This is a genomic window from Luteolibacter rhizosphaerae (assembly GCF_025950095.1).
In the GTDB taxonomy this organism is placed as follows: Bacteria; Verrucomicrobiota; Verrucomicrobiia; order Verrucomicrobiales; family Akkermansiaceae; genus Haloferula; species Haloferula rhizosphaerae.
The window spans coordinates 647,832-667,793 of sequence record NZ_JAPDDR010000002.1 but is presented as its reverse complement, the minus strand read 5'-3'; the positions used below and the strand labels follow the sequence as shown (position 1 = coordinate 667,793).

15 protein-coding genes and 1 pseudogene are annotated in these 19,962 nt (G+C 59.2%); 7 read left to right on the top strand and 9 right to left on the bottom strand.

Annotated elements, in window-relative coordinates; translation table 11 throughout:
- Positions 1 to 125: 125 nt before the first annotated feature.
- The 3 genes from OJ996_RS05885 to OJ996_RS05875 all read right to left on the bottom strand — a co-directional run bounded on the left by OJ996_RS05885 (position 126) and on the right by OJ996_RS05875 (position 6,395).
- On the bottom strand, positions 126 to 905 hold the full coding sequence (locus tag OJ996_RS05885) for a polysaccharide deacetylase family protein (protein WP_264512181.1): 780 nt from the start codon (positions 903 to 905) through the stop codon (positions 126 to 128).
- Positions 906 to 966: 61 nt separating this feature from the next.
- A complete protein-coding gene (locus tag OJ996_RS05880) occupies positions 967 to 1,554 on the bottom strand; it encodes a hypothetical protein (protein WP_264512179.1) in 588 nt (195 codons plus the stop codon).
- Positions 1,555 to 1,646: 92 nt separating this feature from the next.
- Complete coding sequence (locus OJ996_RS05875) at positions 1,647 to 6,395, bottom strand: glycosyl hydrolase (protein ID WP_264512177.1); 4,749 nt, start codon at positions 6,393 to 6,395, stop codon at positions 1,647 to 1,649.
- A 509-nt stretch (positions 6,396 to 6,904) separates the two neighbouring features.
- Between OJ996_RS05875 and OJ996_RS05870 the strand changes: the two genes are divergently transcribed.
- The 7 genes from OJ996_RS05870 to lptB all read left to right on the top strand — a co-directional run bounded on the left by OJ996_RS05870 (position 6,905) and on the right by lptB (position 12,049).
- Entirely contained in the window at positions 6,905 to 7,303 is a 399-nt protein-coding gene (locus OJ996_RS05870; RefSeq protein WP_264512175.1) for an FG-GAP repeat protein, read from the top strand.
- 4 nt (positions 7,304 to 7,307) lie between these two features.
- The gene (locus tag OJ996_RS05865; protein ID WP_264512173.1) at positions 7,308 to 8,144 is read left to right on the top strand and encodes an integrin alpha; all 837 of its coding nucleotides are present in this window, start codon (positions 7,308 to 7,310) and stop codon (positions 8,142 to 8,144) included.
- Between the two features lie 8 nt (positions 8,145 to 8,152).
- Positions 8,153 to 8,440, top strand: coding sequence for a hypothetical protein (locus OJ996_RS05860; protein ID WP_264512172.1), 288 nt, complete (start codon positions 8,153 to 8,155; stop codon positions 8,438 to 8,440).
- A 131-nt stretch (positions 8,441 to 8,571) separates the two neighbouring features.
- Complete coding sequence (locus OJ996_RS05855; protein WP_264512170.1) at positions 8,572 to 8,823, top strand: DUF1844 domain-containing protein; 252 nt, start codon at positions 8,572 to 8,574, stop codon at positions 8,821 to 8,823.
- A gap of 40 nt (positions 8,824 to 8,863) precedes the next feature.
- Positions 8,864 to 9,688, top strand: a complete 825-nt coding sequence (kdsA, locus tag OJ996_RS05850) for a 3-deoxy-8-phosphooctulonate synthase (RefSeq protein WP_264512168.1) — start codon at positions 8,864 to 8,866, stop codon at positions 9,686 to 9,688.
- Positions 9,689 to 9,713: 25 nt separating this feature from the next.
- Positions 9,714 to 11,288, top strand: coding sequence for an LptA/OstA family protein (locus tag OJ996_RS05845; protein WP_264512166.1), 1,575 nt, complete (start codon positions 9,714 to 9,716; stop codon positions 11,286 to 11,288).
- A 2-nt stretch (positions 11,289 to 11,290) separates the two neighbouring features.
- Entirely contained in the window at positions 11,291 to 12,049 is a 759-nt protein-coding gene (gene lptB / locus OJ996_RS05840) for an LPS export ABC transporter ATP-binding protein (protein WP_264512164.1), read from the top strand.
- 98 nt (positions 12,050 to 12,147) lie between these two features.
- Here the strand turns inward: lptB and OJ996_RS05835 are convergent, their stop codons facing one another.
- From OJ996_RS05835 to OJ996_RS05815, 6 genes and pseudogenes are all read right to left on the bottom strand, one after another.
- The gene (locus OJ996_RS05835) at positions 12,148 to 13,008 is read right to left on the bottom strand and encodes a sigma-70 family RNA polymerase sigma factor (RefSeq protein WP_264512162.1); all 861 of its coding nucleotides are present in this window, start codon (positions 13,006 to 13,008) and stop codon (positions 12,148 to 12,150) included.
- Positions 13,009 to 13,398: 390 nt separating this feature from the next.
- The gene (locus OJ996_RS05830; protein ID WP_264512159.1) at positions 13,399 to 13,998 is read right to left on the bottom strand and encodes a hypothetical protein; all 600 of its coding nucleotides are present in this window, start codon (positions 13,996 to 13,998) and stop codon (positions 13,399 to 13,401) included.
- A gap of 77 nt (positions 13,999 to 14,075) precedes the next feature.
- The gene (locus OJ996_RS05825; RefSeq protein WP_264512157.1) at positions 14,076 to 14,438 is read right to left on the bottom strand and encodes a magnesium chelatase subunit ChlI family protein; all 363 of its coding nucleotides are present in this window, start codon (positions 14,436 to 14,438) and stop codon (positions 14,076 to 14,078) included.
- Positions 14,427 to 14,549: pseudogene (locus tag OJ996_RS26545) on the bottom strand (ATP-binding protein); the annotation flags it as partial. The pseudogene OJ996_RS26545 and the gene OJ996_RS05825, both read right to left, overlap by 12 nt.
- Positions 14,550 to 14,873: 324 nt before the next feature.
- Entirely contained in the window at positions 14,874 to 16,955 is a 2,082-nt protein-coding gene (locus OJ996_RS05820; RefSeq protein WP_264512155.1) for an AAA family ATPase, read from the bottom strand.
- 400 nt (positions 16,956 to 17,355) lie between these two features.
- A complete protein-coding gene (locus OJ996_RS05815; protein WP_264512152.1) occupies positions 17,356 to 19,788 on the bottom strand; it encodes an HD domain-containing protein in 2,433 nt (810 codons plus the stop codon).
- Positions 19,789 to 19,962: the final 174 nt, after the last annotated feature.

Here is a 19,962-nt window from a genome sequence, read left to right as displayed (position 1 = left end):
GCCGAAGAATCTCCCATTCGGAATCGGTGAGGCTACAGGGATACTCGCGCATCGCGAGCTTCTCCAATACCTCACCCGGCTAGTACAGATCAAAATCCGGACGGAGATGATTTTTCAGACGGCTTCTAAGGTTGATCCGGACCGGCCAAGGTCTTTGCATACTCTCCGGGCAGCATGAAGGTCCACCCTTCCGCCTTCAGGAGCTGGATGATGGCCACGTAGTCGGTGAAACCCTCTTCGCTGAACATGCCCGGATGAAACTGGACCGCGGCGAAGCTAAGAGACGGGTCCGCCTTCTTCTTTTCGTAGTCCTCCTTGAACTTGGCGAAGTTCGGCTTCCCGGTGCCGTCGTGCTCTCCTCTTAGGAACATGGGCAGGAGGATCTTGCCCTTCAGTTCCTTCGTCGGCTCCACACCGGGATGGCAGAACACCATCTTGAGATCCGGGAATTCATTGAGCGATTTCGCCGTGTCCGAGTCCATCGCATTGAAGGGGCTGCCGAACACCGTGAAGGGCTTCCCGAGCGCGGCCTTCCCGGCATCTTGGACCTTCGCGATATGAGATCGCTGGTGCTCGTATCCTGAGCCACCGAACTCGGACTTCGTCTGTCCCTTATCATCCCAGCGCCGGTGGTCCCAGCCGTGGTTCCAGAACTCCACCTTGCCGCTGGCCTCCCACGCCTTCAGCCATTCATCGTACTTCCCATCCTGTTTCTCAAAGGAGTTCGCGATGATTCCGGCGGAGACCGGCACCCCGTGCTCCTCGGAGAGCTTGAAGAAGCGCTCCCATTTTGGATGCACCCCGGTCACATCGTCGGCCTTGATGATGGCGATCCGCTTGGTCTGCGCGGAGGCAGGCAGCACCAACAGGCAGAGAACGAGGAGAAGCGGCTTTCTCAAAGACATAAATCCATTAGAGCGCTCTCACTCGTGTGCTCCAGCCATTTCAGTTCCGGCTCCCAGATTCTCAGTTCTCCAATTTCAGCGTCTCGTCTAGAAACTTGAGAACCGTCTTCGCATCTTTCTTTGAAGCCTCATCTTTCTCATCTAGGCCCTGCAGAAGCAGTATCCGGCTTCCCTCTGGCGAAGGCAGGGCGATCAGGTCTTGGGTCAACGAAGCACCTGCCAGGATGGCACGTACCCGCACCCCGGAATACTTCTTGCCTCCGAACGTGTGGCTTATCGCTTCCACCTCGGTCGCTGGCCCATAGTTGCTCTTCAGTATCTCTCCAAACTCCTTGGGATTCATCACCGCGTCATATGCTTGGAGCATGATCACCACGTTGGTCCCATCCAGGGTCCAGATCGTCACCCCCTCCTCTTCCGCATCCATTGCGAATCCGAAGTGCGACGGGTAGTTGAAGCTCACCCCGGCTGCGCTGAATTTACGGAACTTGTCCGGCACCAAGCTCACCTTCGGATCCTTGAACTCGCCATCGACCTGGATTTCTTTGCCGGGCTCCAAGCGGATCTCCTTTCCGTCGATCCGGAGCGTGTAGCCCAAGGCAGGCTCACGATCCTCGGCACCGTATACCAGCATAGGAAGAAGCGGCAAACAGGCGAGACCTCTCAGCATTCGTGCAAACATAACTCTTGGATCGCCCGATTGGAGCTTCAAGTCAATCCGCCGCTGCCATCTCTCCGCGGCTACCCTTCCGAAACCGTCACCCGGATAAAGCCCCGGCCTCCTGCTACCGTGGTGCCGGCCAGACGGAAGCTGCGGTAGACCCAACCCGTCGAAAGTTCCGGCATCCCCGATTGCAGCATCACCGCATTCGCGCCCGTCACTTCGATGACCTCCAGCGGATAGGACGCCAGATTGGCAGAGCCTTGAACTCGATAGATCACACCATCGATCAAGGCAGAAACCTTCGCGGCGCTACCGCCGAAGCTAGCTCCGTTTCGCACGGGTAACGTGAGTGTCCATGCGCTCTCGCCACCGAGGGTCGCGAGCTTCGAAACGATCTTTCCATCATTGCCGCCGGAGAGCGGGACTCCATCCAATGCGAACTCGGTGAGGTTATCCCGTCCATCGCCATCCGCATCGGCGCTCTTGCTACTGCTGGCCCCATTCAAGCCACAGGCACCGCTCCAGCTCTCGTAAGCTCCGCCAGCACTTCCCGCGATCACGCTCAGCATGCCGCTACCCGACACACTCCCGACTCCGGCGCTCACCGTGAAGGGTCCACCCACGCTGTTCGCCGTGAAGATCCCCGCGGCATCGATCGTGCCACCGCCGCTCACGCTCCATGCCGGGTTGCTCACCGGGCCACCCTCGCCGTTCGCATTGAAGGCAAAGGCTTGGAACGCCTGCGTCTGCCCCTGCTGCACCGTCACCGATCCGGGAATCACATGAACGGCAGCCGGAGTCACCGCCGAGCCGGCCAGCCACCCGCGGATCTCCAGCTCGAAGATCGAGAAGCCATAGACCGTTCCGCGGCTCAGGAAGTCCAAGCGCACGAATCTCCCCGTGCCCGACAATGCAAACTCGTCGTCATTCGCATTCAGCTTCGCCACCTCTCGGATCGTGCTCCATGGCCCGTTCTCGGAATCCGAGATCTGCACACGGTAGCTCGAGGCGTAAGCAGGCTCCCAGTCTACCCGCATCGAACTGAGATCATACACCGCACCGAGATCGATTTGGAGCCACTGGCCATCGGCGTGGATGCTCTCCCAGCGCGTGCCCGCATTGCCGTCCACCGCTTTCGGCGCGGTATTCCCGCCGAGGTTGGTGCTGGCCGTGGCAGTCTTGCCGAAGGCGATGTTCTGCTGCGCGGCCTGCACGGAGACCAGCGCGGAACCGCTGTGCCCGCCGGAGCTGGCGATGACCCTTCCGGTGCCGATCGAGGTTCCGGCAAAGACACCTGCGGGACTGATCATGGCACCGGAAACATCGGTAGTCCATGTCACGCCACCCGCCGCGATCGGATCGCCATACTGATCCAGACCGCTGGCGGTGAAGCTCACGCTTCCTCCCACCGCGACACGGATGAACTCCGGGCTAACCGCGAGATTCGTAAGCACCGGGGCAGTCCCCACCCGAAAGACGTAGCTCGCCGTCTTGCCTCCCGTCGTGACGGTGACCGTCACCGGATCCTGCGCGTTGCTTGCGTTGAAGAGCCCTGCGGCATTGATACTCCCGCCACCCGATACCGACCAACTCACCGCGCCCAGCAGCGAGGTGCCGCCATACTGGTCATAGCCCGTCACCGTGAACTGCACCGTCTCGCCGGGCACGATCGTCCGCGCCGGATTCGAGGGAGTGATGACCAGCGATTCCAACTGCTGGTCCAGGCCATGGTTCAACAATGTCTTCGCAGGAACAGGAAAGCTCCCCAAGGCACCCGCCGCCCCATAAACCGTGACAGTCTGCTCGCTCTCCGAAGGATTGTAGACCACGTAGCGGTAAGCTCCCGTCTCAGGATTCCGGTAAGCTTGGCTGGTCGGAATGCTCGTATGGCGCGAGGGATCGGGAACACCCAGGCCGCGATTACTGTAAGCCTCGTAGTAAACAATCCCGGCCATCGACTTGGCCTTGGCCACCGGGTCGTTCCGCTCCCACAGCTCGGCATGTACGTCGGCATAGAAGTCCGGGTCATACTGCGCGGCAAAGCCGAGCACCACGTTGCCTAAGCCATCGCCCATCCGGCTGTAGACATCCGCTGCCTGGGAAGTCTCGGACGCATCGTAGCCGAGGACATCGTAGCGGTAGAGCTCGCTCATCCGCGCGGGGTCCACCTGGTAATTGGTCTCCACTCCGAGATACTGCCACAGGCTCCAGCTCACCGGTTCCTCCGCTGGCGTCGCGGGGTTCGCATTCGGGGGGATCAAAGCGGCGGGCAAGGTCGCGGGCGTCCAGTAGGCCGCCGGATAGTCCAGCGTGCCCGAGGTATTCACGGTTACATAAAGCGTCCCGGTCGCGCTATTGTAGAGCGGGTTCGCGGCATTAAGCGCCGTGACGTAGCCGGGGTTGTGATGATACGCGTTGTTGATCGCGTTCTTCATGTCGGCGATCGCCGCGTTCTGGTTGAGCGCATTGTCGTGGATCCCGTACCAGCTCTGTCGCGATTCCCACAGGCTGTAGCGACTGCCACCCGCCACGCCTCTTCCAAGGATGACCGGGCGTTCGTCGATCATCGCTGCCATGAGACTCTTCGAGAACTCCGGATCCCAGCCGAGGTAGCTCAGATGCGTCGCCGCAGGCAGCCATTGGATGCCGTAGATCCACGCCGGGTCACCGGAGAAGTAGGTGGCATAGGCCTGCCCGCTATCGAAGAGGATGCCCGTGGATTCCGCTTCATAGGTCGGCGGCAGGATATCCTCGTGCACATCCAGCCAGTATTCCCGCACCGCCGCACGCTCCATCACATAGCCCATCGCGCCTGCATCGCGCATCTCCTCATTCCCCAGCGCGGAGCCCAGCATGAACAACCCGGCCCAGGACTGCATCGCTTCCGAACTCGACTCCTGGTTATTCCCACCCGGCGAGCTGAAGCCGCCCGCATACGAGTGCCCGCCCCACAGGTCGAAGGTGCGCATGAAAGGAAAGTTCGGATCCTCACGATCCCAGTTCGCATACTGCTTCGCCACCAGCGTCGCCATCTCGCCATAGCCCGCTAGGAAGTCAGGATCCTCGAAGGCCAGCAGCCCCGCTGCACGTGTGAAGTACCCGTAATGGAAATGATGGTCCACGAACTCATGGGAACCATAGGAATCGTTGAAACCGACAATCGCACCCCAGTTCGCATAGCGGGCAAAGTAATGCTCCGTCTCCCCCGGCTCGTAAGTGAACCAATCTGTTAGGGCAGTGCGCAGGCTATCCTTCAGAGCATCGTACGCTGGCGCCTCTCCCGCCTGCTTCGCCATCAGCATGTAGTCGGCCAGCTGCGTCAACGACTTCCCACCCCAGTAGGTATCGCCGCCGTAGCCGGTCTCGCCCGCGTAGTCGTCGAGATACTTCTTCAGGATCGCGGGATCGAAGTCGTTCGGCTTGCCCAACGCCTTCGGCAGCGGAAGCCCCGGGGAGAGCCCCTCGAAGCCGTAGCCGATCTCCCATCCGCTCCGGCCGATCGTGCATTTCATCGGACCGCGCGGCGTGGCGTAGCTCATTCCCGGCTCGAAGCTCAGATTGTGCGCCGTGCCACGGTAGTGATGCGGCAGCCACCCTTGAATCGTATCCAGATTGCTGCCCTCCAGCGCCACCGTATCCACTTCCCAAGATGTGGTTACCTCGCCATCCGTCGCCGAATAGTTCCACGAGACCCGGGTATCACGTGCCACCGCGAAGGCGCGGGCATGAAAAGCATCCAGATCCGCCACCGCCGGCAGCGCGCTGAACACAAGATAATCCGCACCTAGGTCCGAGTGAATCGCCCCGTTGCTTAGCGTGAAGGTCGAGTTGTCCGGCGCGTGGATGCCGAAGGCCTTGTCCCCGACCTTCATGACGAAGCGATCCGTGGTGACGGGAAAGTTCACCGGAATCCCCGCTGCTGTTAGATACTCCGCTCCGCTCGCCCTCAGCGTCGGTTTCACGCCATCCGTCTCCAGCCAGACGAAGGGAACTCCCCGCGCCAGCGACACATCCAGCTTCGCCCCGCTAAGCTGCGGCATGCGGAAAGCGACATTCCAATCACCCCATCGCAAGGCCTGCGCGGAATCGGGACGAAAGCTGGTCGCGAAGCGGATCCCCGGATTCTCCGTGCTATTGGTGCGGATGATCTGATCCGCCAGAATATGCCCCCAGCCGCCGGTCGCATTGTCCACCACCTCGATCCGGGCCGTCTGTCCGGCATAGGCGCTTACATCCCAGTTCACCCAGCGCAGTTGCTCCGAGTTCAAGCCGGTGGCGGACAGCACGGTACTATCTCCGATCACCAGACGAACCTCCGCCACTCCGGGGTGATTGCCCCCGCCCACCAGAAAGGCGATGTAGCTCCGATCCACCGTGAAGTCCGGCGAAACCAAGGAGCCCGTCGGCCCGTCGCCGCCATTGAAGGAATTCGCGAGCCGCGTCCCGAGGTACGCGCTCACCATGCTCTGGCCCGGCAGCGTGCCTTGCGCCGGTGTTGCCGGGAAGGCATTGCCATTGCGCGTCCATCCCGCGGGATAGCCTGCCTCGAAGTCCGCCATCACGATGTCGCTCGCGTCCGGCACCGGCTCGACATCGCCGGAGATCTCCAGCGCCGTGCCTAGCTCGAATGCCGTGCCGCTGCTGTTCCAGGTCTTCGGGTAGCTGATCCGCACCCCGTTCGCGTTCGCGGAGACCGTGAAAGGCCGCGCCCAGAGATCACCCGAGTAGCGGCTGATGATCAGGTCCGTCCACCACTCGTTGGTCGGCACCGGCTTACCCGACTGCGAGGGGTCGATGTAGAGCGCGCGGTTCAAGACTCCGGACACGCTGTGCCCCGGCGAGTCTTCCGATGGCGAGGGATAGGATGCTAAGGAACCCGAAGGACCGGCACCCACGACTTGTGGCTCTTGGGCCGGAAGAATCGAGCCGATCAGAAGGGAGGAAGCCCCTAGGATCATCCCCGGGAACGCTCCTCGGCATGGCTGCACTTGGGAATTCATGAGTCTATTGCATTCAGTTGCAGCTTCGATTCCTCGCACTCGCGACAGGACTTCCCCGCGCTCGGGCAAGCTCGCCCCGATGGGAGCGGAAGCCATACCTGATCCGACTCCACCGCTACAGCCCGTGAACACGGCAGGGAAGGATAAATTACATAAAATTGCATAAATGGGAAATTGCGGAGAATTGTATTTCCTCCTCCTTCCCTTCGCCACCCCCCCAGGATCCTTAAGAAGAATTAACCATCAAGGGCGCTTTTGACACGCCCTAGGCATTCCGGTTTAGTTCGAAACCCCTGTTCACTACCAACGACTAAGAAGTCCCACACACAGTTACCGTGAAGTCGCCCACCCTTACAATCACCCGAGCGACCCTCCTCGTCGCGGCCGGGTCCATGCTAGTCGCGCCCGCGATGGACGCCTCGCTCCTCTTCACCATCCTGTCCGGGCCCGACAATGCCCTTCTGGGCTCCACCCTCCTCGCGGCGGGCGATTGGAACGCCGATGACATTCCCGATCTCGCCGTTGGCGATCCCGGTTTCTCCGGCGGTGCCGGGCAGGTTATCGTCGTCAGCGGCGACGATGGCAGCATCCTCCACACCTTCACCGGCAGCGCTGGCCAAGCCCTCGGTAGCGCCTTGGCGCTGCTCGATGCGAACGGCGATGGCACCGCGGATCTGGCGGTAGGCGCCAGCGGCGGCTCCGGCTCGGTTTCCATTTTTCTCCGGCACGGATAGCTCCGTGCTCCAAACCATCACCGCAGCTTCCCCGGGAGCCGCTTCGCTTTTCGGCGCAGCCCTTGCAGGTGCCGGCGATCAAAATGCCGATGGCAAGGACGACCTCTTCATCGGGGCCCCCGGCGCTGCGGCCTTGAATGGTAGCGTGCTGGTGGTCTCCGGCGCGGATGGCTCGCTGATTCGCACCCTCGCACCCCTCGCTCCTGCCACCGAGTTCGGTGCTTCCCTCGCGACCGTCGGGGATTTGAGCGGCGATGGCCTCCTTGACCTCGCCGTGGGTTCCCCCGGCGCGGCAGCAGGCAGTGGTAGCGTGCAATTGATCCGCAGTTCCGACGCCACGGAAGTCGCCGCCCACACCGGCATCGCAGCCGGGGCTCGTCTCGGCAGCCGCATCGGCTTGGTGGATGACCGCAATGCTGATTCCGTGGCCGATCTGGTCGCGGGGTCCGGCTCCGGCGGCTCGGCCTTCCTGCTGTCCGGGAGCAATCTCACCTTGATCACCGAACTCTCCCTCGCCGGGGCCGCGGCAGGCCAGCCGGTCGCTTCTGGCGGAGCCTTGGACGTCGATCAAAATGGAATTACCGAACTCTTGATCGGTTATCCCGGAGCGACCCCGCTGCCGAAGGTCTCCATCCTTCCTGCCCCCTTGGCCCCTGAGCCGAGCTTCTACGAAGGCAGTGCTGGTGGCGGGCTCGGCACCGCGGTGGCAGCCATCGAAGGCCTCGGCTTCGCAATCGGAGAACCGCTTCTCGGCGGCGGTGCCGTCCACGTCTACACCGCGGCGATACCGACGGCGACGGCGTCCCGGACATCGACGATCACTGCCCGGATTCCATCCTGACGCCCACCGTGGTCTTCGGTGACTTCGATACCGGCGTAGAGAACCGGGTGGACGAGCATGGCTGCTCGCTTGCCGATCTCTTCGCAGCGCTGGAACCGGAGAGCGGCTGGAAGAACCACGGCAAATTCGTTTCCTCCGCAGTGAAGCTGGTGAAGCGGCTGCTGCGCGAAGACACCATCAACAAGCAAGAAGCGCAGGCGCTCCGCAGCGGAGCTGCCCGTTCGAACGTGGGTAAGAAGACCCCGGGCAACGGCAACGGCAACGGTAACGATAACGGCAACGGCAACGGCCGCTGAACCAGAGCTTCGCCCAGTCTCGACAAATCCAGCCGGCGGGGCGTCTAGCCCCGTCGGCTTTTTTATCGGTGTTGTCTCGGCGGCCACTCTTGGCGCTTGGAAGTTGAAGTCCGCCTCTCCACCCTCCCCGCATGGCCGCCGCCGATTCCCGTTTCAATGAGTTCGTTATCCTGCAGGCCCAGAATGCAGGCCTCTTCCTCGGCCAGATCCCCCACCCGGCCACCGGCGAGAAAACCCGGAACCTCCGCGCGGCGAAGTCCGTGATCGACTCGCTTGAGATGCTCGAGGCCAAGACCCAAGGCAATTTGACCGAGATCGAAGAAAAACTTCTCTCGACCGCTCTTGCCAACCTGCGCCCCCTATACGAGAAAGCCGCTGGGTAAACGCTCGTTTGGATTCAAATCCACCTCCTGACTTTCCATCATGTCGTTCGAACCCTTCCAAATCGGCAGCGTCCCCGTCGGGGGCCCTGTGCCTTTCTTCATTCTCGGTCCCTGTGCTTTGGAGTCCGAAGCCTTTGCCTGGGACATGGCCCGCTCCATCGACGAGATCGCGAAGCGCACCGGCATTCACTACCTCTTCAAGGCCTCCTACGATAAGGCCAACAGAACTTCCGTGAAGTCTTTCCGCGGCCCGGGGGTCGCGGAAGGCAGCCGGATCCTCGCCGAGATCGGCAAGGAGCTGGGCGTGCCGGTGACCACCGACATTCACTCTCCGCAGGATGCGGAGATCGCCGCCGAATACATCGACCTGCTTCAGATCCCGGCCTTCCTTTGCCGCCAGACCGACCTGCTCGAAGCGGCTGCCAAGACCGGCCGCGCGGTGAACGTGAAGAAGGGACAGTTCCTCGCCCCTTGGGACACCGTGAACATCGCCGAGAAGCTCCGCGCCTTCGACTGCCGGAACTTCGTCCTGACCGAACGCGGCACGACCTTCGGCTACAACAATCTGGTGGCCGACATGCGCTCGCTCTACTGGATGCGGAAGGAAGGCCTGCCGGTGGTTTTCGATGCCACCCACTCGGTGCAACGCCCGGGCGGGCTCGGCGGCACGACCGGTGGTGATGGCGAACTGGCCCCGGTTCTGGCCCGCGCGGCGATCGCGACCGGGGTGGACGGGGTCTTCCTGGAGACGCATTCCGACCCTGCGAACGCTTTTTCCGATGGACCGAACCAAATTCCTCTCGAATTTCTCGAGGACCTGCTCGTCAGACTGGTGGCGATCCACCATGCCGCTCACGGTGCCTGAGCACCTAACTCTCCCCTAACTCCACGTGTCCTTCCTCCTCCGCCGCTCACGCCGACTTAGTGCCGCCCTTCTCGTGCGCGGATTGGTGTGTGCGTCGCTGGCCTTGGCTCATGCCCAGGAGGCCCCGGTCGATGAGGAAGACCCGGAGACCGGGGAGGAAAGCGGATTTCTCGCCGGGACGCTGTTCCCCAACAACAGCATCCTGAAGAACGTCATCCTCCCGAGCTACGATGTGGACTTCAACCTTACCAGCACGCTGAAGGCGGAGGAGTTGAAGATCGTCACCAAGAAGAAGATCCAGGGGAAGAATCTCCAGATCGAGTTCTACAACCCGGATCGCAGCGAGCGCGGGCGCATCGACCTGAAGACCGCCCGCTTCAATGCCGCCAAGAAGCTTCTGACCACGGACGAGCCGGTTTCCTTCGTCTCCGAGGAGATGGATGTCTCCGGAACCGGCTTGGTATTCGAAACCGAAAAGAACCGCGGCTTCCTTCACGGACCGGTGAAGGCGGTCTCCCGCAAACAGATCCAAACTTCCATGAATGCCACACCTGCCCGCCGCGGACTCGCCGCCAGCGCACTCCTCATGGCCTCCGTCTTTCCCCTGCAGGGTCAGCAGTTGACTCCCGGGATGACCTCCGAGCAGAAGTCAGACGCCCTGAGCCTGAGCAAGGAGCAACTGGATGCGATCCACAAGGATGCGGCCAGCGCTCGCCCCAAGGTGACGACCGAACAGGAGGCGGCACAGAAGGTCATGGCGGAGAACAAGGACAAGTCAGAAGAGGCGCGCCTCTCGATGAATAGCTTCTTCAAGGCCGCCGCGCTGACCTCCCTGCTGGCCGAGCCCGAACCTCCGTCGACGACAGGAGACGTGCCGCGCCCGCCAGTCTCCGAGAAGCTCGGTGACGAGACCACCATCACTTCGGAGTCCGGTGCCTTCATCGATAACAACGAGGGCCTGATCGTCTTCCTGAAGGATGTGAAGGTGGACAATCCCCAGTTCACGCTCAGCGCGCAGAACGAGGTGAAAGCCTTCATGAAGGAGAAGCTCGCCATGAAGGAAGGGAAGGGAGCGAAGGCCAAGGCGGCCGACCTTACCGCTCCAAAGGACGGCACTCCCGCTCCCGCCAAGGTCCCGGCCCCCGAAGACGAGTCCAAGCCCGAAGGAGAGAAGCCCGCGGCTCCTCCCAAGGAAGTGCCGCCCGAGGTGCTGGAAAAGTGGCGTGCGGCGAAGGAAGCCAAGAAGGCCGGTGCCGGCCCCGGCGGCTCCGAGGATATCAGCCGGATCATCGCGACCGGCACGGTCGTGATCGACTACAAGCCGAAGGAGCCCGGCAAGAAGCCGGTGAAGGCCTGCGCCCATCTGGCAGTCTACGATTTCGACAAGGAACAGATCCTCCTGAAGGGGGGATCTCCTTGGGTGGTGATGGATGGCAACACCTACACCGTGGGAGGCAATGACGCCTACATCCTCGTTTATCTAAAAGACGGTCAACCGCAGCACGTGGTGACCCGCGATGGCTCCTTGCGAGCCGATGTGAAGACGGAGGGCCTGACCAAGCCGAAACAAAAGGAGCAGCCCAAACCGAACGCCCGCTGAAGATGCCTTCTTCCCCGTCCTCCTCGAACGGTCACGCCCTCCTCACTGCCTCCGGACTCCGCAAATGCTATGGCGGTCGTGCCGTGGTCGATGGGGTCTCGCTCGGTGTTTCACCCGGTGAAATCGTCGGCCTGCTCGGCCCGAACGGCGCCGGCAAAACGACCTCTTTCTACATGATCGCCGGCCTGGTGCCGCCGGATGCGGGCAGCGTCCAGTTTAACGGCAACGACATCTCCCGCATGCCGATGCACCGCCGGGCCCGCTTGGGTCTGGGCTATCTGCCCCAAGAAGAATCGGTATTCCGCAAGCTGACTGCCTTCGAGAACCTGCTCGCGGTCCTAGAAACCCGCCGCAATCTTTCCAAGAAGGAACGGATCGCCCGGGCCGAGGATCTCCTCGAGCGCTTCAAGATCAGCCGGGTTCGCAACTCGGAGGCGATCGCCCTCTCCGGTGGTGAAAAGCGTCGTCTCGCCATCGCGCGCGCGCTCTGCACCGATCCGCGCTTGCTGATGCTGGACGAGCCCTTCGCCGGCATCGACCCGATCGCCGTGGAGGACATCAAGGCGATCGTGCGCGAGCTCCGGGAGCGCGACGGCTTGGCCATCCTCATCACCGACCACTCGGTCCGCGAGACGCTTTCGATCGTTGATCGCGCCTTCCTGATCCATGATGGCCGGGTGATCCTCGAAGGCGCTTCGGAAGTGCTGGTGAACGACCCGATGGCGCGAAAGCATTATCTGGGCGAGGATTTCCGGATGTAAGCCTCGGCTGTCTCCGCAACTTGCGGAGAGCGGAAAAAGAAACAGCCGCGGTGAATCACCGCGGCTGCTCTCCAAACAATCCACCTAAAGGGATCTTATCAGGTCGCCGGGAGCCCGTCCGAAACCGGCTTGGGCAGCGGCTTGTCCTTGCGGCGCAGGGCCTTCCGCATCTTCGTCAGCGCCACGTTCTGGAGCTGGCGGATGCGCTCGCGGGTCACACCGAACTCGCGACCGACTTCTTCAAGCGTCATCGGCGTCTTGCCCGTGAGACCGAAGCGTTCGTCGATGATGCGGCGCTCGCGCTTGTCGAGCACGTCGAGCAGGCCACCCAGCTCGCCCTGCAGGTTCTTCTCGGAAAGGCTTTCCAAGGGGTCCTCCGCACGGTCGTCGCCGATGATCTCGCCATACTCGGTCGCTTCACCTTCGTTGATCGGCGCGTCGAGCGAGGTCGGGCGCTGCGAAGCTTGTTTCAGCATCGCCAGCTTGCGGCGTGGCAGACCCACTTCTTCGGCCAATTCCTCGTCGGTTGGTTCGCGACCAAGAGCTTCAGCAAGCAGCGTGGAGATCCGGCGCATCTTGGCGATCTTGTCCACCATGTGGACGGGCAGGCGGATCGTCTTGCTCTGATTGGCCAGAGCACGCTTGATCGACTGCTTGATCCACCAAGCGGCGTAGGTCGAAAGCTTTCCTCCCTTCTTGGGGTCGAAGCGCTCCACCGCCTTCATCAGGCCGATGTTGCCTTCGGAAATCAGGTCGGAGATCGGCAATCCGTAGCCGGAATAATCCTGCGCGATTTTGACGACCAAGCGCAGGTTGGCTTTGATCATGTGGGTCCGTGCGTCCTTGTCGCCCTTCTTGATCTTGCGGGCGAGCTTCACTTCCTCTTCGGGAGTGAGCAGGGGAGTTCTCGAAATCTCCCGAAGGTAGACCTTCAGGCTGGAGTCGGAATCGTATGACATGGCAGGGGTCCCGGTGTTCCCGGGTTCTATAGGGTTAAACGCCGCAGAGCGTCGGATTATTCCCGAATTCAGCTTCGTAATTGTACTTACATCGTAAGGACGCTCACTCGCTAAATTCCTTGATACTTACTAGCATTGCGCATGCCCCGCCGTGCCAGCGCCCTGCAACCCTTGTTCTTCAAACGATTGCATGAATGTGCGATACAAGTTTTCCCTATGAGAGGGCAAAAACGGGTGTCAATTTGCCACGCCGACTGTGACAGATCGGTCAATATGCAACGCAGCTTTGTCGCACTCGCAGATCGGCCTCCCCGCACCCGTTTCCCAAGCGCGACCGCTGCAATGCACAAATACGCGGGAGTGCTAAAAGGTCAATAGACCCTCTGCCGATCATTCCGCGGCCGCCCCGAGAAACATCTCCACCACCTTCCCGTCCTTAAAGGTGAAGATCAGCCCGCCGTAGACGCTTCCTGCCACAAAGGAATTCTGCCCTTCCGTCCCCTCCTCCGGCTCGGGTTCCGGATCACCCGGCTTCACCGGCCCATCGCCGGGAACCTTTTCCTGCACTTCACCGTAGGCTTTCTCAACCTCGGCCCGTGTACTCCCGATCTTGATCTTCCTCGCGCTTGAGAGCTTGCAGGCCTCGCCTGCGATCGCGATCAGCACCCTTTGGGGACCATCCTTCTTCTCGGAGCTCATTTTCACCACGATGCCAAGGTCGGGATAATTCCACTCCTGCACCCACTCGCCGATCGCATCCAACATCTCCAGCTCGCCTTTCGATTTGGGCTCGCCATAGGCCCTGATCAGATCCTCCGCCTTCTGGTCGTGGCGGACTTTCCCGAGCGACTCGGAGGCGAGCAGCTTGAAATCATTGTCCTGATCCGCCACGGGAGCATCCGGAATCTTCTCTTCCGCTCCACGAAGCAAGGGAGTGATACCGGATAGAACAAGGAGCGAGAGACCGACTAGAAGTGGTGAGGCTTTCATGGATCGGGACATGGGTTATCGGCCTGAACAAGCGGCTATCCCATAACCCTCTCCCACCCGGAGAGCAACACCTTGCTTCAGACGAAGAGATTCCGATCCAAGGTGCGGTATTGGATGGCTTCCAGCACGTCGTCGGGACGAATCGTCTCGCTTCCGCCGAGATCCGCAATCGTGCGCGCAACCTTCAGGATCCGGTCGTGGGCACGGGCGGAGAAATTCATCTGCTCCATCGAATGCTCCAGGTAGGCCGCGCCCATATTGTCGAGCTTGCAGTGATCGCGAACCTGCCGCGGCGTCATGGCCGAGTTGGTTCTGGCACTCTTGCCCTTGAAGCGCCGTTGCTGCAGCTCGCGAGCGGTGCCGACACGGTCCCGGATCACGGCGGAGGATTCACCGCTAGCGGCCGAAGAAGAGAGCTCGCGGTAATCAACCAGCGGCACATCGACATGCAGGTCGATGCGATCCAGCAGCGGACCGCTGATCCGCTGGCGGTAGTTCTCGATCTGACGGCTGCTGCAACGGCAAGCGCGCTTCGCATCCCCATAGTAGCCGCAAGGGTGCGGTTTCGGTTTGGGGAGATCCTCAGCATGAAGGAGCCTACTCTTTGATGTTCAGCACATTGGTTTGAGCAAGCCACGCGGCTCCGACTTTCAGGAGTTCCGAGGGCCGCGTCTAGGTAACGCTAAATGGAATATCCCCATTCGAGACTGGTCGGTTCCAAAGGTCCCCCGGCCTTTTCGAGCGTGCAGAACAGGCTGTTCCGCCTCCTTCACCCCGTCGACCACCATGTTGGCCGTTTACCACCGTGTTGGCCGTTTACCACCATGTTGGCCGTTTACTTCGCTGCCAGATTCGGACGGAAAGGAACGGTCGTCTCAAACTATGCCCAGAATCCTATCGCACTCTGCGATTACGTAGTCGGGAACGATTTCAAACTCAGATGGATCCAACTGCATTATATAATCGTTCTCGATGTGGAAGACCTCGTTGATAAACTTATCAATCACGTCGTCTCCCGATAAAATGCCATCCTTGTGAATGCGAAAAATCTGGAGCTTTTCGTAGTTCGACCGCGCTGCGCTATAGGCCGCCAGCATGAACGTCTCGTCAGTGAACTCGGTTAGGGCGGTAGCGTAGCTGAACCCGGGAATGTAAGTTGCGATGCGATTGGTCGCGTCCGTGACGTCTGCCGCGTCCATTAGTGGGGCAGTATCCGCTGCTCCCATGCGCGGATTTGCGCGCTTGTGAAATAGGTTCGAAAGCAAATGATACACGGCGTCCTTTTCACCGCCAATCTCGACGAAGCGTCGCAAGAAAATCACTTTCACCAATACATTTGGGGCCGAATCAATGTTCTCGCGGCAAACCACTTGGAAAGTTTTGATGTCCTCCGAAGCGACAACCTTTTCTGTTAGGACGCCATTTCGGTTCCTCAGGAAGGTGATGAACGGCTCGTGGGGATGCGAAAATTTGTTCTTAAGAGTGTATCCTATATCAATCACCGGCTCGAAATCATGAGTCAACATAAGAACAGCTCGGCCTTTCAGGCATCGGTCGCCCCGGAAAAGCATATTCAGCACAGCGTATTTCTTGTTCTTGTCGAACGATGAAATGGGATCATCCAAAACAATAAGCCCTGGATTTCTCGCCAAACATTCATACATGAAGAGAACCAATGAGAAGGCGTTCTTCTCCCCGTAACTCAGGTGCTTAGCCCCGCTCACAATAGGCGCAGCGTGATCCACATGCCGGAGCCGCATCTTATAACTCGCGTCGCCCTCATCTACATCCACCTCGTATTTATAGCCCGCCGTCTTAAGGAATTCGTTAATCTCTTTTTTGTTTCGCTGGATCGTCTGCCGGATGTTTGATTTTTGCTTTCCCACTGCGGCCTTCAGTGGGGTAATCTTTCTCATGATGCCGTCGATGGCGACATTGATAGGATCAGTGATGTCTTTGGTTTTTTGGCTTTCCAAGTGACTTAGAAAGCTAATGTCTATCTTCATGCTGGAAAACATGTCCTCAAGTTTTCCGACGTCTTTCATGGAGACGAATCCTAAGAATTTTAGAGATTTTAGCTTCTCCAGCAGAATCACACCCTGATCTTTCACTTCGAGGAGGAAGTTGTAATGCTCATCTTCAAGCTGATCGGGACTCTTAATAACCTGTTCGATTTTCGCTTCAGTCGGACTGGAGAAATAGTCTCGCAAGCGCTCCATTACCTTAGTGAGTTGGGTGATATGACCAATGTAATTTGCGTCATAGACCTCCCCGACTTTCATGATCGTGTCCTTCATCTCCTCCGTCGAGGAGGTGCAATAGGGACAGTGTCCAGGATTCTGATCGAAGGAGTGTCCGTCGAGCTGCCACTTTATCCACTTGGTGTTTGCATCGCTTTGGAGATACAAGGAGTATCCTTCAAGGCCGGAAGGAATATGTTGAATTTTATTTCCTTTCCCTGGGCCTCTAGCCATCGGGCTATTTTCCGCATAACCTTTTTTCTTGGTCGGTTTTCCGAAAGAGGCGATGAGGGCTTCCATGTCAGAGATAATCTCGTCCAATTCTGAGGACTGATGGAAGGTCTTCCGGATATCTGCGATCGCCTGCTCGATTTCGTCTGTAAGAGCAACAAAGCTCTCGGTTTTAACGAAAATCTCGAAGCTGTTGGTGAGGACCTCGTCGGCCTTGAAAACGAACTGACTCACATATTCATCATTGAACAACATAATCGATCCGGGAGCGAGGCCGGCTACTGAAGGTTCATTAGCCGTGTCCGAAGAATCCCGGTATTTGAATGGCTTTAACTCCGCCAAACTGGTGCCCTTCATTGTCAGCTCGATTGCCTTGGCCACAGTACTTTTGCCAGTACCGTTGATGGCGTATTTGACGTTGAGAACTTCTGGCAGGATACTAATGCTGCCGTTATCGATGCTGTTACAATTATTGATCAGAATCATGGTTAGGGAGGGTTCATGCCCTCACATAGGGTTTACAGTCGGTGGGTCAAGAAGTTCCGCGCCCTGGCAGCCACTGATTCTCCGCCTCCGCTGGGTTTCTGCTGCCACTCGCGCCCCCAGTTTGGACGCGCTTTGAAATGGGTCGGGCAGTTCCTTCAAGCCGCTGCTGGCTGCTTCCGTAGTCCTTCCGCTTGGGTATATCGAGGATGCGCAGTAAAGAAGCGCGCCGAGCCGGCTGCGCTGCTGCGCAAAAGCCGCTCGTGGCCTCGCCACTTCGCACGGCACCAGTTCTCTTCTTTTCTTTCCGGAAAGAGCGCGCACGAACGCCTTAGGGGCAGGATTCTCGGGTCGTGTTCCTGATCTTCCTTCCCAAGCATCCCGGTAGGTTCCCTTGGCAAGCCTACTTCGGTACGTCGGGGCGTCGAAAGACTGTGATATCGCGAGAAATGTCCGAAAATCCAACCTTTCCGACGGTTTGCTCTTCCTCGGCCTCCTCGAATTCCTGCCAAACTTCGAGAATGATTTTCCGTGTGAGTGCCTCCAAATTCGATTCTCTCGATCTCGCTTGCCCCAAGAGGGATCTGGGCCAAGTCGTATTGGAAAAGCTCAGGATTGAGCCCTGATGCTCCAGAACGATAGCGACATCCTCAGATTCCTCGAAATCGCTTCGGAACTCTCTAGGATGAACATCGTCCTTGTCCTCATCAAAGTGGAACTCCCCATCGAAACTGATTGCGATTTCCGTGACCTGAATGAGCCGCGCCTTAAATTCGTCGGTGGCAAGCCAAGAACCACCCCATCGTATAAACTTCAGCGCTCCGATATCACCGCCGCACTCAAGGACGACCTCAGCAGAGAGAGCCTGGCGCTCCTCATCTTCCACTTCAGCGGCGATAAGTTCTGCCTGTTTGGAAGCCCAGAAGGCCAGCGCTTCCCTCGTCACTAGAGGTTGAGCAGCATCACGCGAGGCGGTAAGAGCTTCGCCTACAAAAATTCCTTCTACGTTACTGAGGCGAGCAGCTCGCAAGCCAGAAATCGTAACCCAGCCGGCGCTTGGCGAGGAGGAGTACCGAGTTGGTGATATGAAGGCTCTGCCAAAGATCTGACCATCCTCCTCCTGAACTGATCGCATGAGCTTGCCCTCGCTCTTGGAGTAAGAGTGGCCCCCCTTAGAGGCCGGATTCAAACGAGAGGTTAGCTCTGAATCACTGATTTGCAGCCAGTCTCCCGGATGAACGACCCTAACAGCTTCCTCTGCCTCCGTTGTCTCAATCGCAACGTCGAGGTTAGGGGCAACCGCGGCCACTAGGGCAGCGAGGGGGATGGTTTCCTTGGAGTAAGCTCCCATGCTCAAAAGCCCACCAGCCTCATATGGATTGCGCTTTAGCAACACCTCAACACGCGTTCCCCCGTCAATCGGAACGGGTTCTCCAGCTTCGGGCGATAGAATCGGGCGGCTACTTGTGCCACCCCGGAATTCAAGAAGACGGCCCGAGTCGCTGCCTCGATCACAACGTCGCGAATAGACTCTAACAACGGGGCCAAGCATGAAGATCGAAAAGAATCCGATACCGAATCGTCCAACAGCATGCATTCCTGCCGCCATCAATCCAGGGAACTCTTCCATCGCCTGCGGCGATCTCCAAAACGATGTTCCGAAATCAAGCAATGGGCCGGTTAGCACAGATTCCGACATGCCGATGCCGCTGTCCTCCACCACCAGCCAATGCTCATTCTCATTCCGAATAGCGATACTGACCTTGATTAGACCCCAGTCAGAAGCTCGGCTTTGGAATCTTCGCCTGGCTTGGACCGCATCTGCCGCGTTCTGTATGAGTTCGCGAAGCGGGACACTAGGATCGTTTCCATATAGTTTCGAACCGCCCAAGGTCTCGACTATGCGCGGCACGTCAGAAACCTGAAGTCGAGCATCGACAGGACGCCAACCGCGGGTTTGAACCGTCCTGGCGAGAATCTCGGACGAGCCCGCGCCCTTTATACGCCTAGCTTTCAACACCTCCCTACCACGTGCTTGCAGAAGAAGGTCCACGTCGCGTAGTTCGCGATCAACGGCGTTGAGGGTATCATTTGCAAGCCACCAAGCTTCTGCATCCTCCTTGCCGAAAGGTTGACCGGTTGTGAAGACCACTGCATCGAGCTCGATGTGAGGTCGGGCGAGGCGCTCCTGAAATGCCCAATGGAGCGCAGATACTCCGGTCGGATTTGTTATTTCTCGCAGGAATCGCGGGGCGCGGCGACTATCTAGATGCAAAGCATCCGCCACACGCAAAAGGCAGGCTAGTTTTACTCGGTCCACGCGATTCACAGTGCGGCTCGGAAGCGCGCCAAGGTCCTCGGAGAACTCTTGATCAATCTTCTGAACTGGCCACCAGTGACTATGCGCTATTTGGCCTATTGTTGGTCCGTAGAAACGCCGCAACTCAGAGTCTTCAATCAGGTATACGCGCGAGCCGCCCGGGCCTACCCAGCTCTGTTCCGCCAATTCCTCTGCTCGTTCTGCATGCAGACGCCTAAGAACCTCCGGGAGAATGCGGCTCTCAATCTCCTCTGGCGACGGTGCTTGGCTCCCAATTTGCACATTCCGGTCCTCATCTACTAATGCGAGCCGCGCCACAGCATCCTTCCAGGCAACGGTTGCCTTAATCTGAGCTAATCCGCCCGGAAACGCTGCAATACTCATGGCCGCGTCGTGCAGAAGAATGCTCGCACCAAGAACAAAAGCTTCGGCGGGATTGACGTTTACCGCCCCCTCCGCAACCGAAGAGGCGGTCTCCCAGAGGGCGTCAAGGTGTGTGACGTCATGGACTGTCATTCCGGGTAAGTCCACCGCGATGCGCGACACGAGGTGGGCTGCCCTCTCACGAATCGAAAGATACTGCGTTCTAAAAAACTCCTGCTCGTCCGTAGTGCTGTCTGAACGCGGGTTCTGGAAGGCCTGACGCCAGAGCCACGTCTGCCGAAAATCTGGTCCAATAACTGCCATTGT

Excerpts from the sequence above, each read along its gene's own strand:
- OJ996_RS05885 (WP_264512181.1), bottom strand. The coding sequence starts at position 905 with ATGTCTTTGAGAAAGCCGCTTCTCCTCGTTCTCTGCCTGTTGGTGCTG.
- OJ996_RS05855 (WP_264512170.1), top strand. The coding sequence starts at position 8,572 with ATGGCCGCCGCCGATTCCCGTTTCAATGAGTTCGTTATCCTGCAGGCC.
- kdsA (WP_264512168.1), top strand. The coding sequence starts at position 8,864 with ATGTCGTTCGAACCCTTCCAAATCGGCAGCGTCCCCGTCGGGGGCCCT.
- lptB (WP_264512164.1), top strand. The coding sequence starts at position 11,291 with ATGCCTTCTTCCCCGTCCTCCTCGAACGGTCACGCCCTCCTCACTGCC.
- OJ996_RS05835 (WP_264512162.1), bottom strand. The coding sequence starts at position 13,008 with ATGTCATACGATTCCGACTCCAGCCTGAAGGTCTACCTTCGGGAGATT.
- OJ996_RS05830 (WP_264512159.1), bottom strand. The coding sequence starts at position 13,998 with ATGAAAGCCTCACCACTTCTAGTCGGTCTCTCGCTCCTTGTTCTATCC.
- OJ996_RS05820 (WP_264512155.1), bottom strand. The coding sequence starts at position 16,955 with ATGATTCTGATCAATAATTGTAACAGCATCGATAACGGCAGCATTAGT.
- OJ996_RS05815 (WP_264512152.1), bottom strand. The coding sequence starts at position 19,788 with ATGACAGTCCATGACGTCACACACCTTGACGCCCTCTGGGAGACCGCC.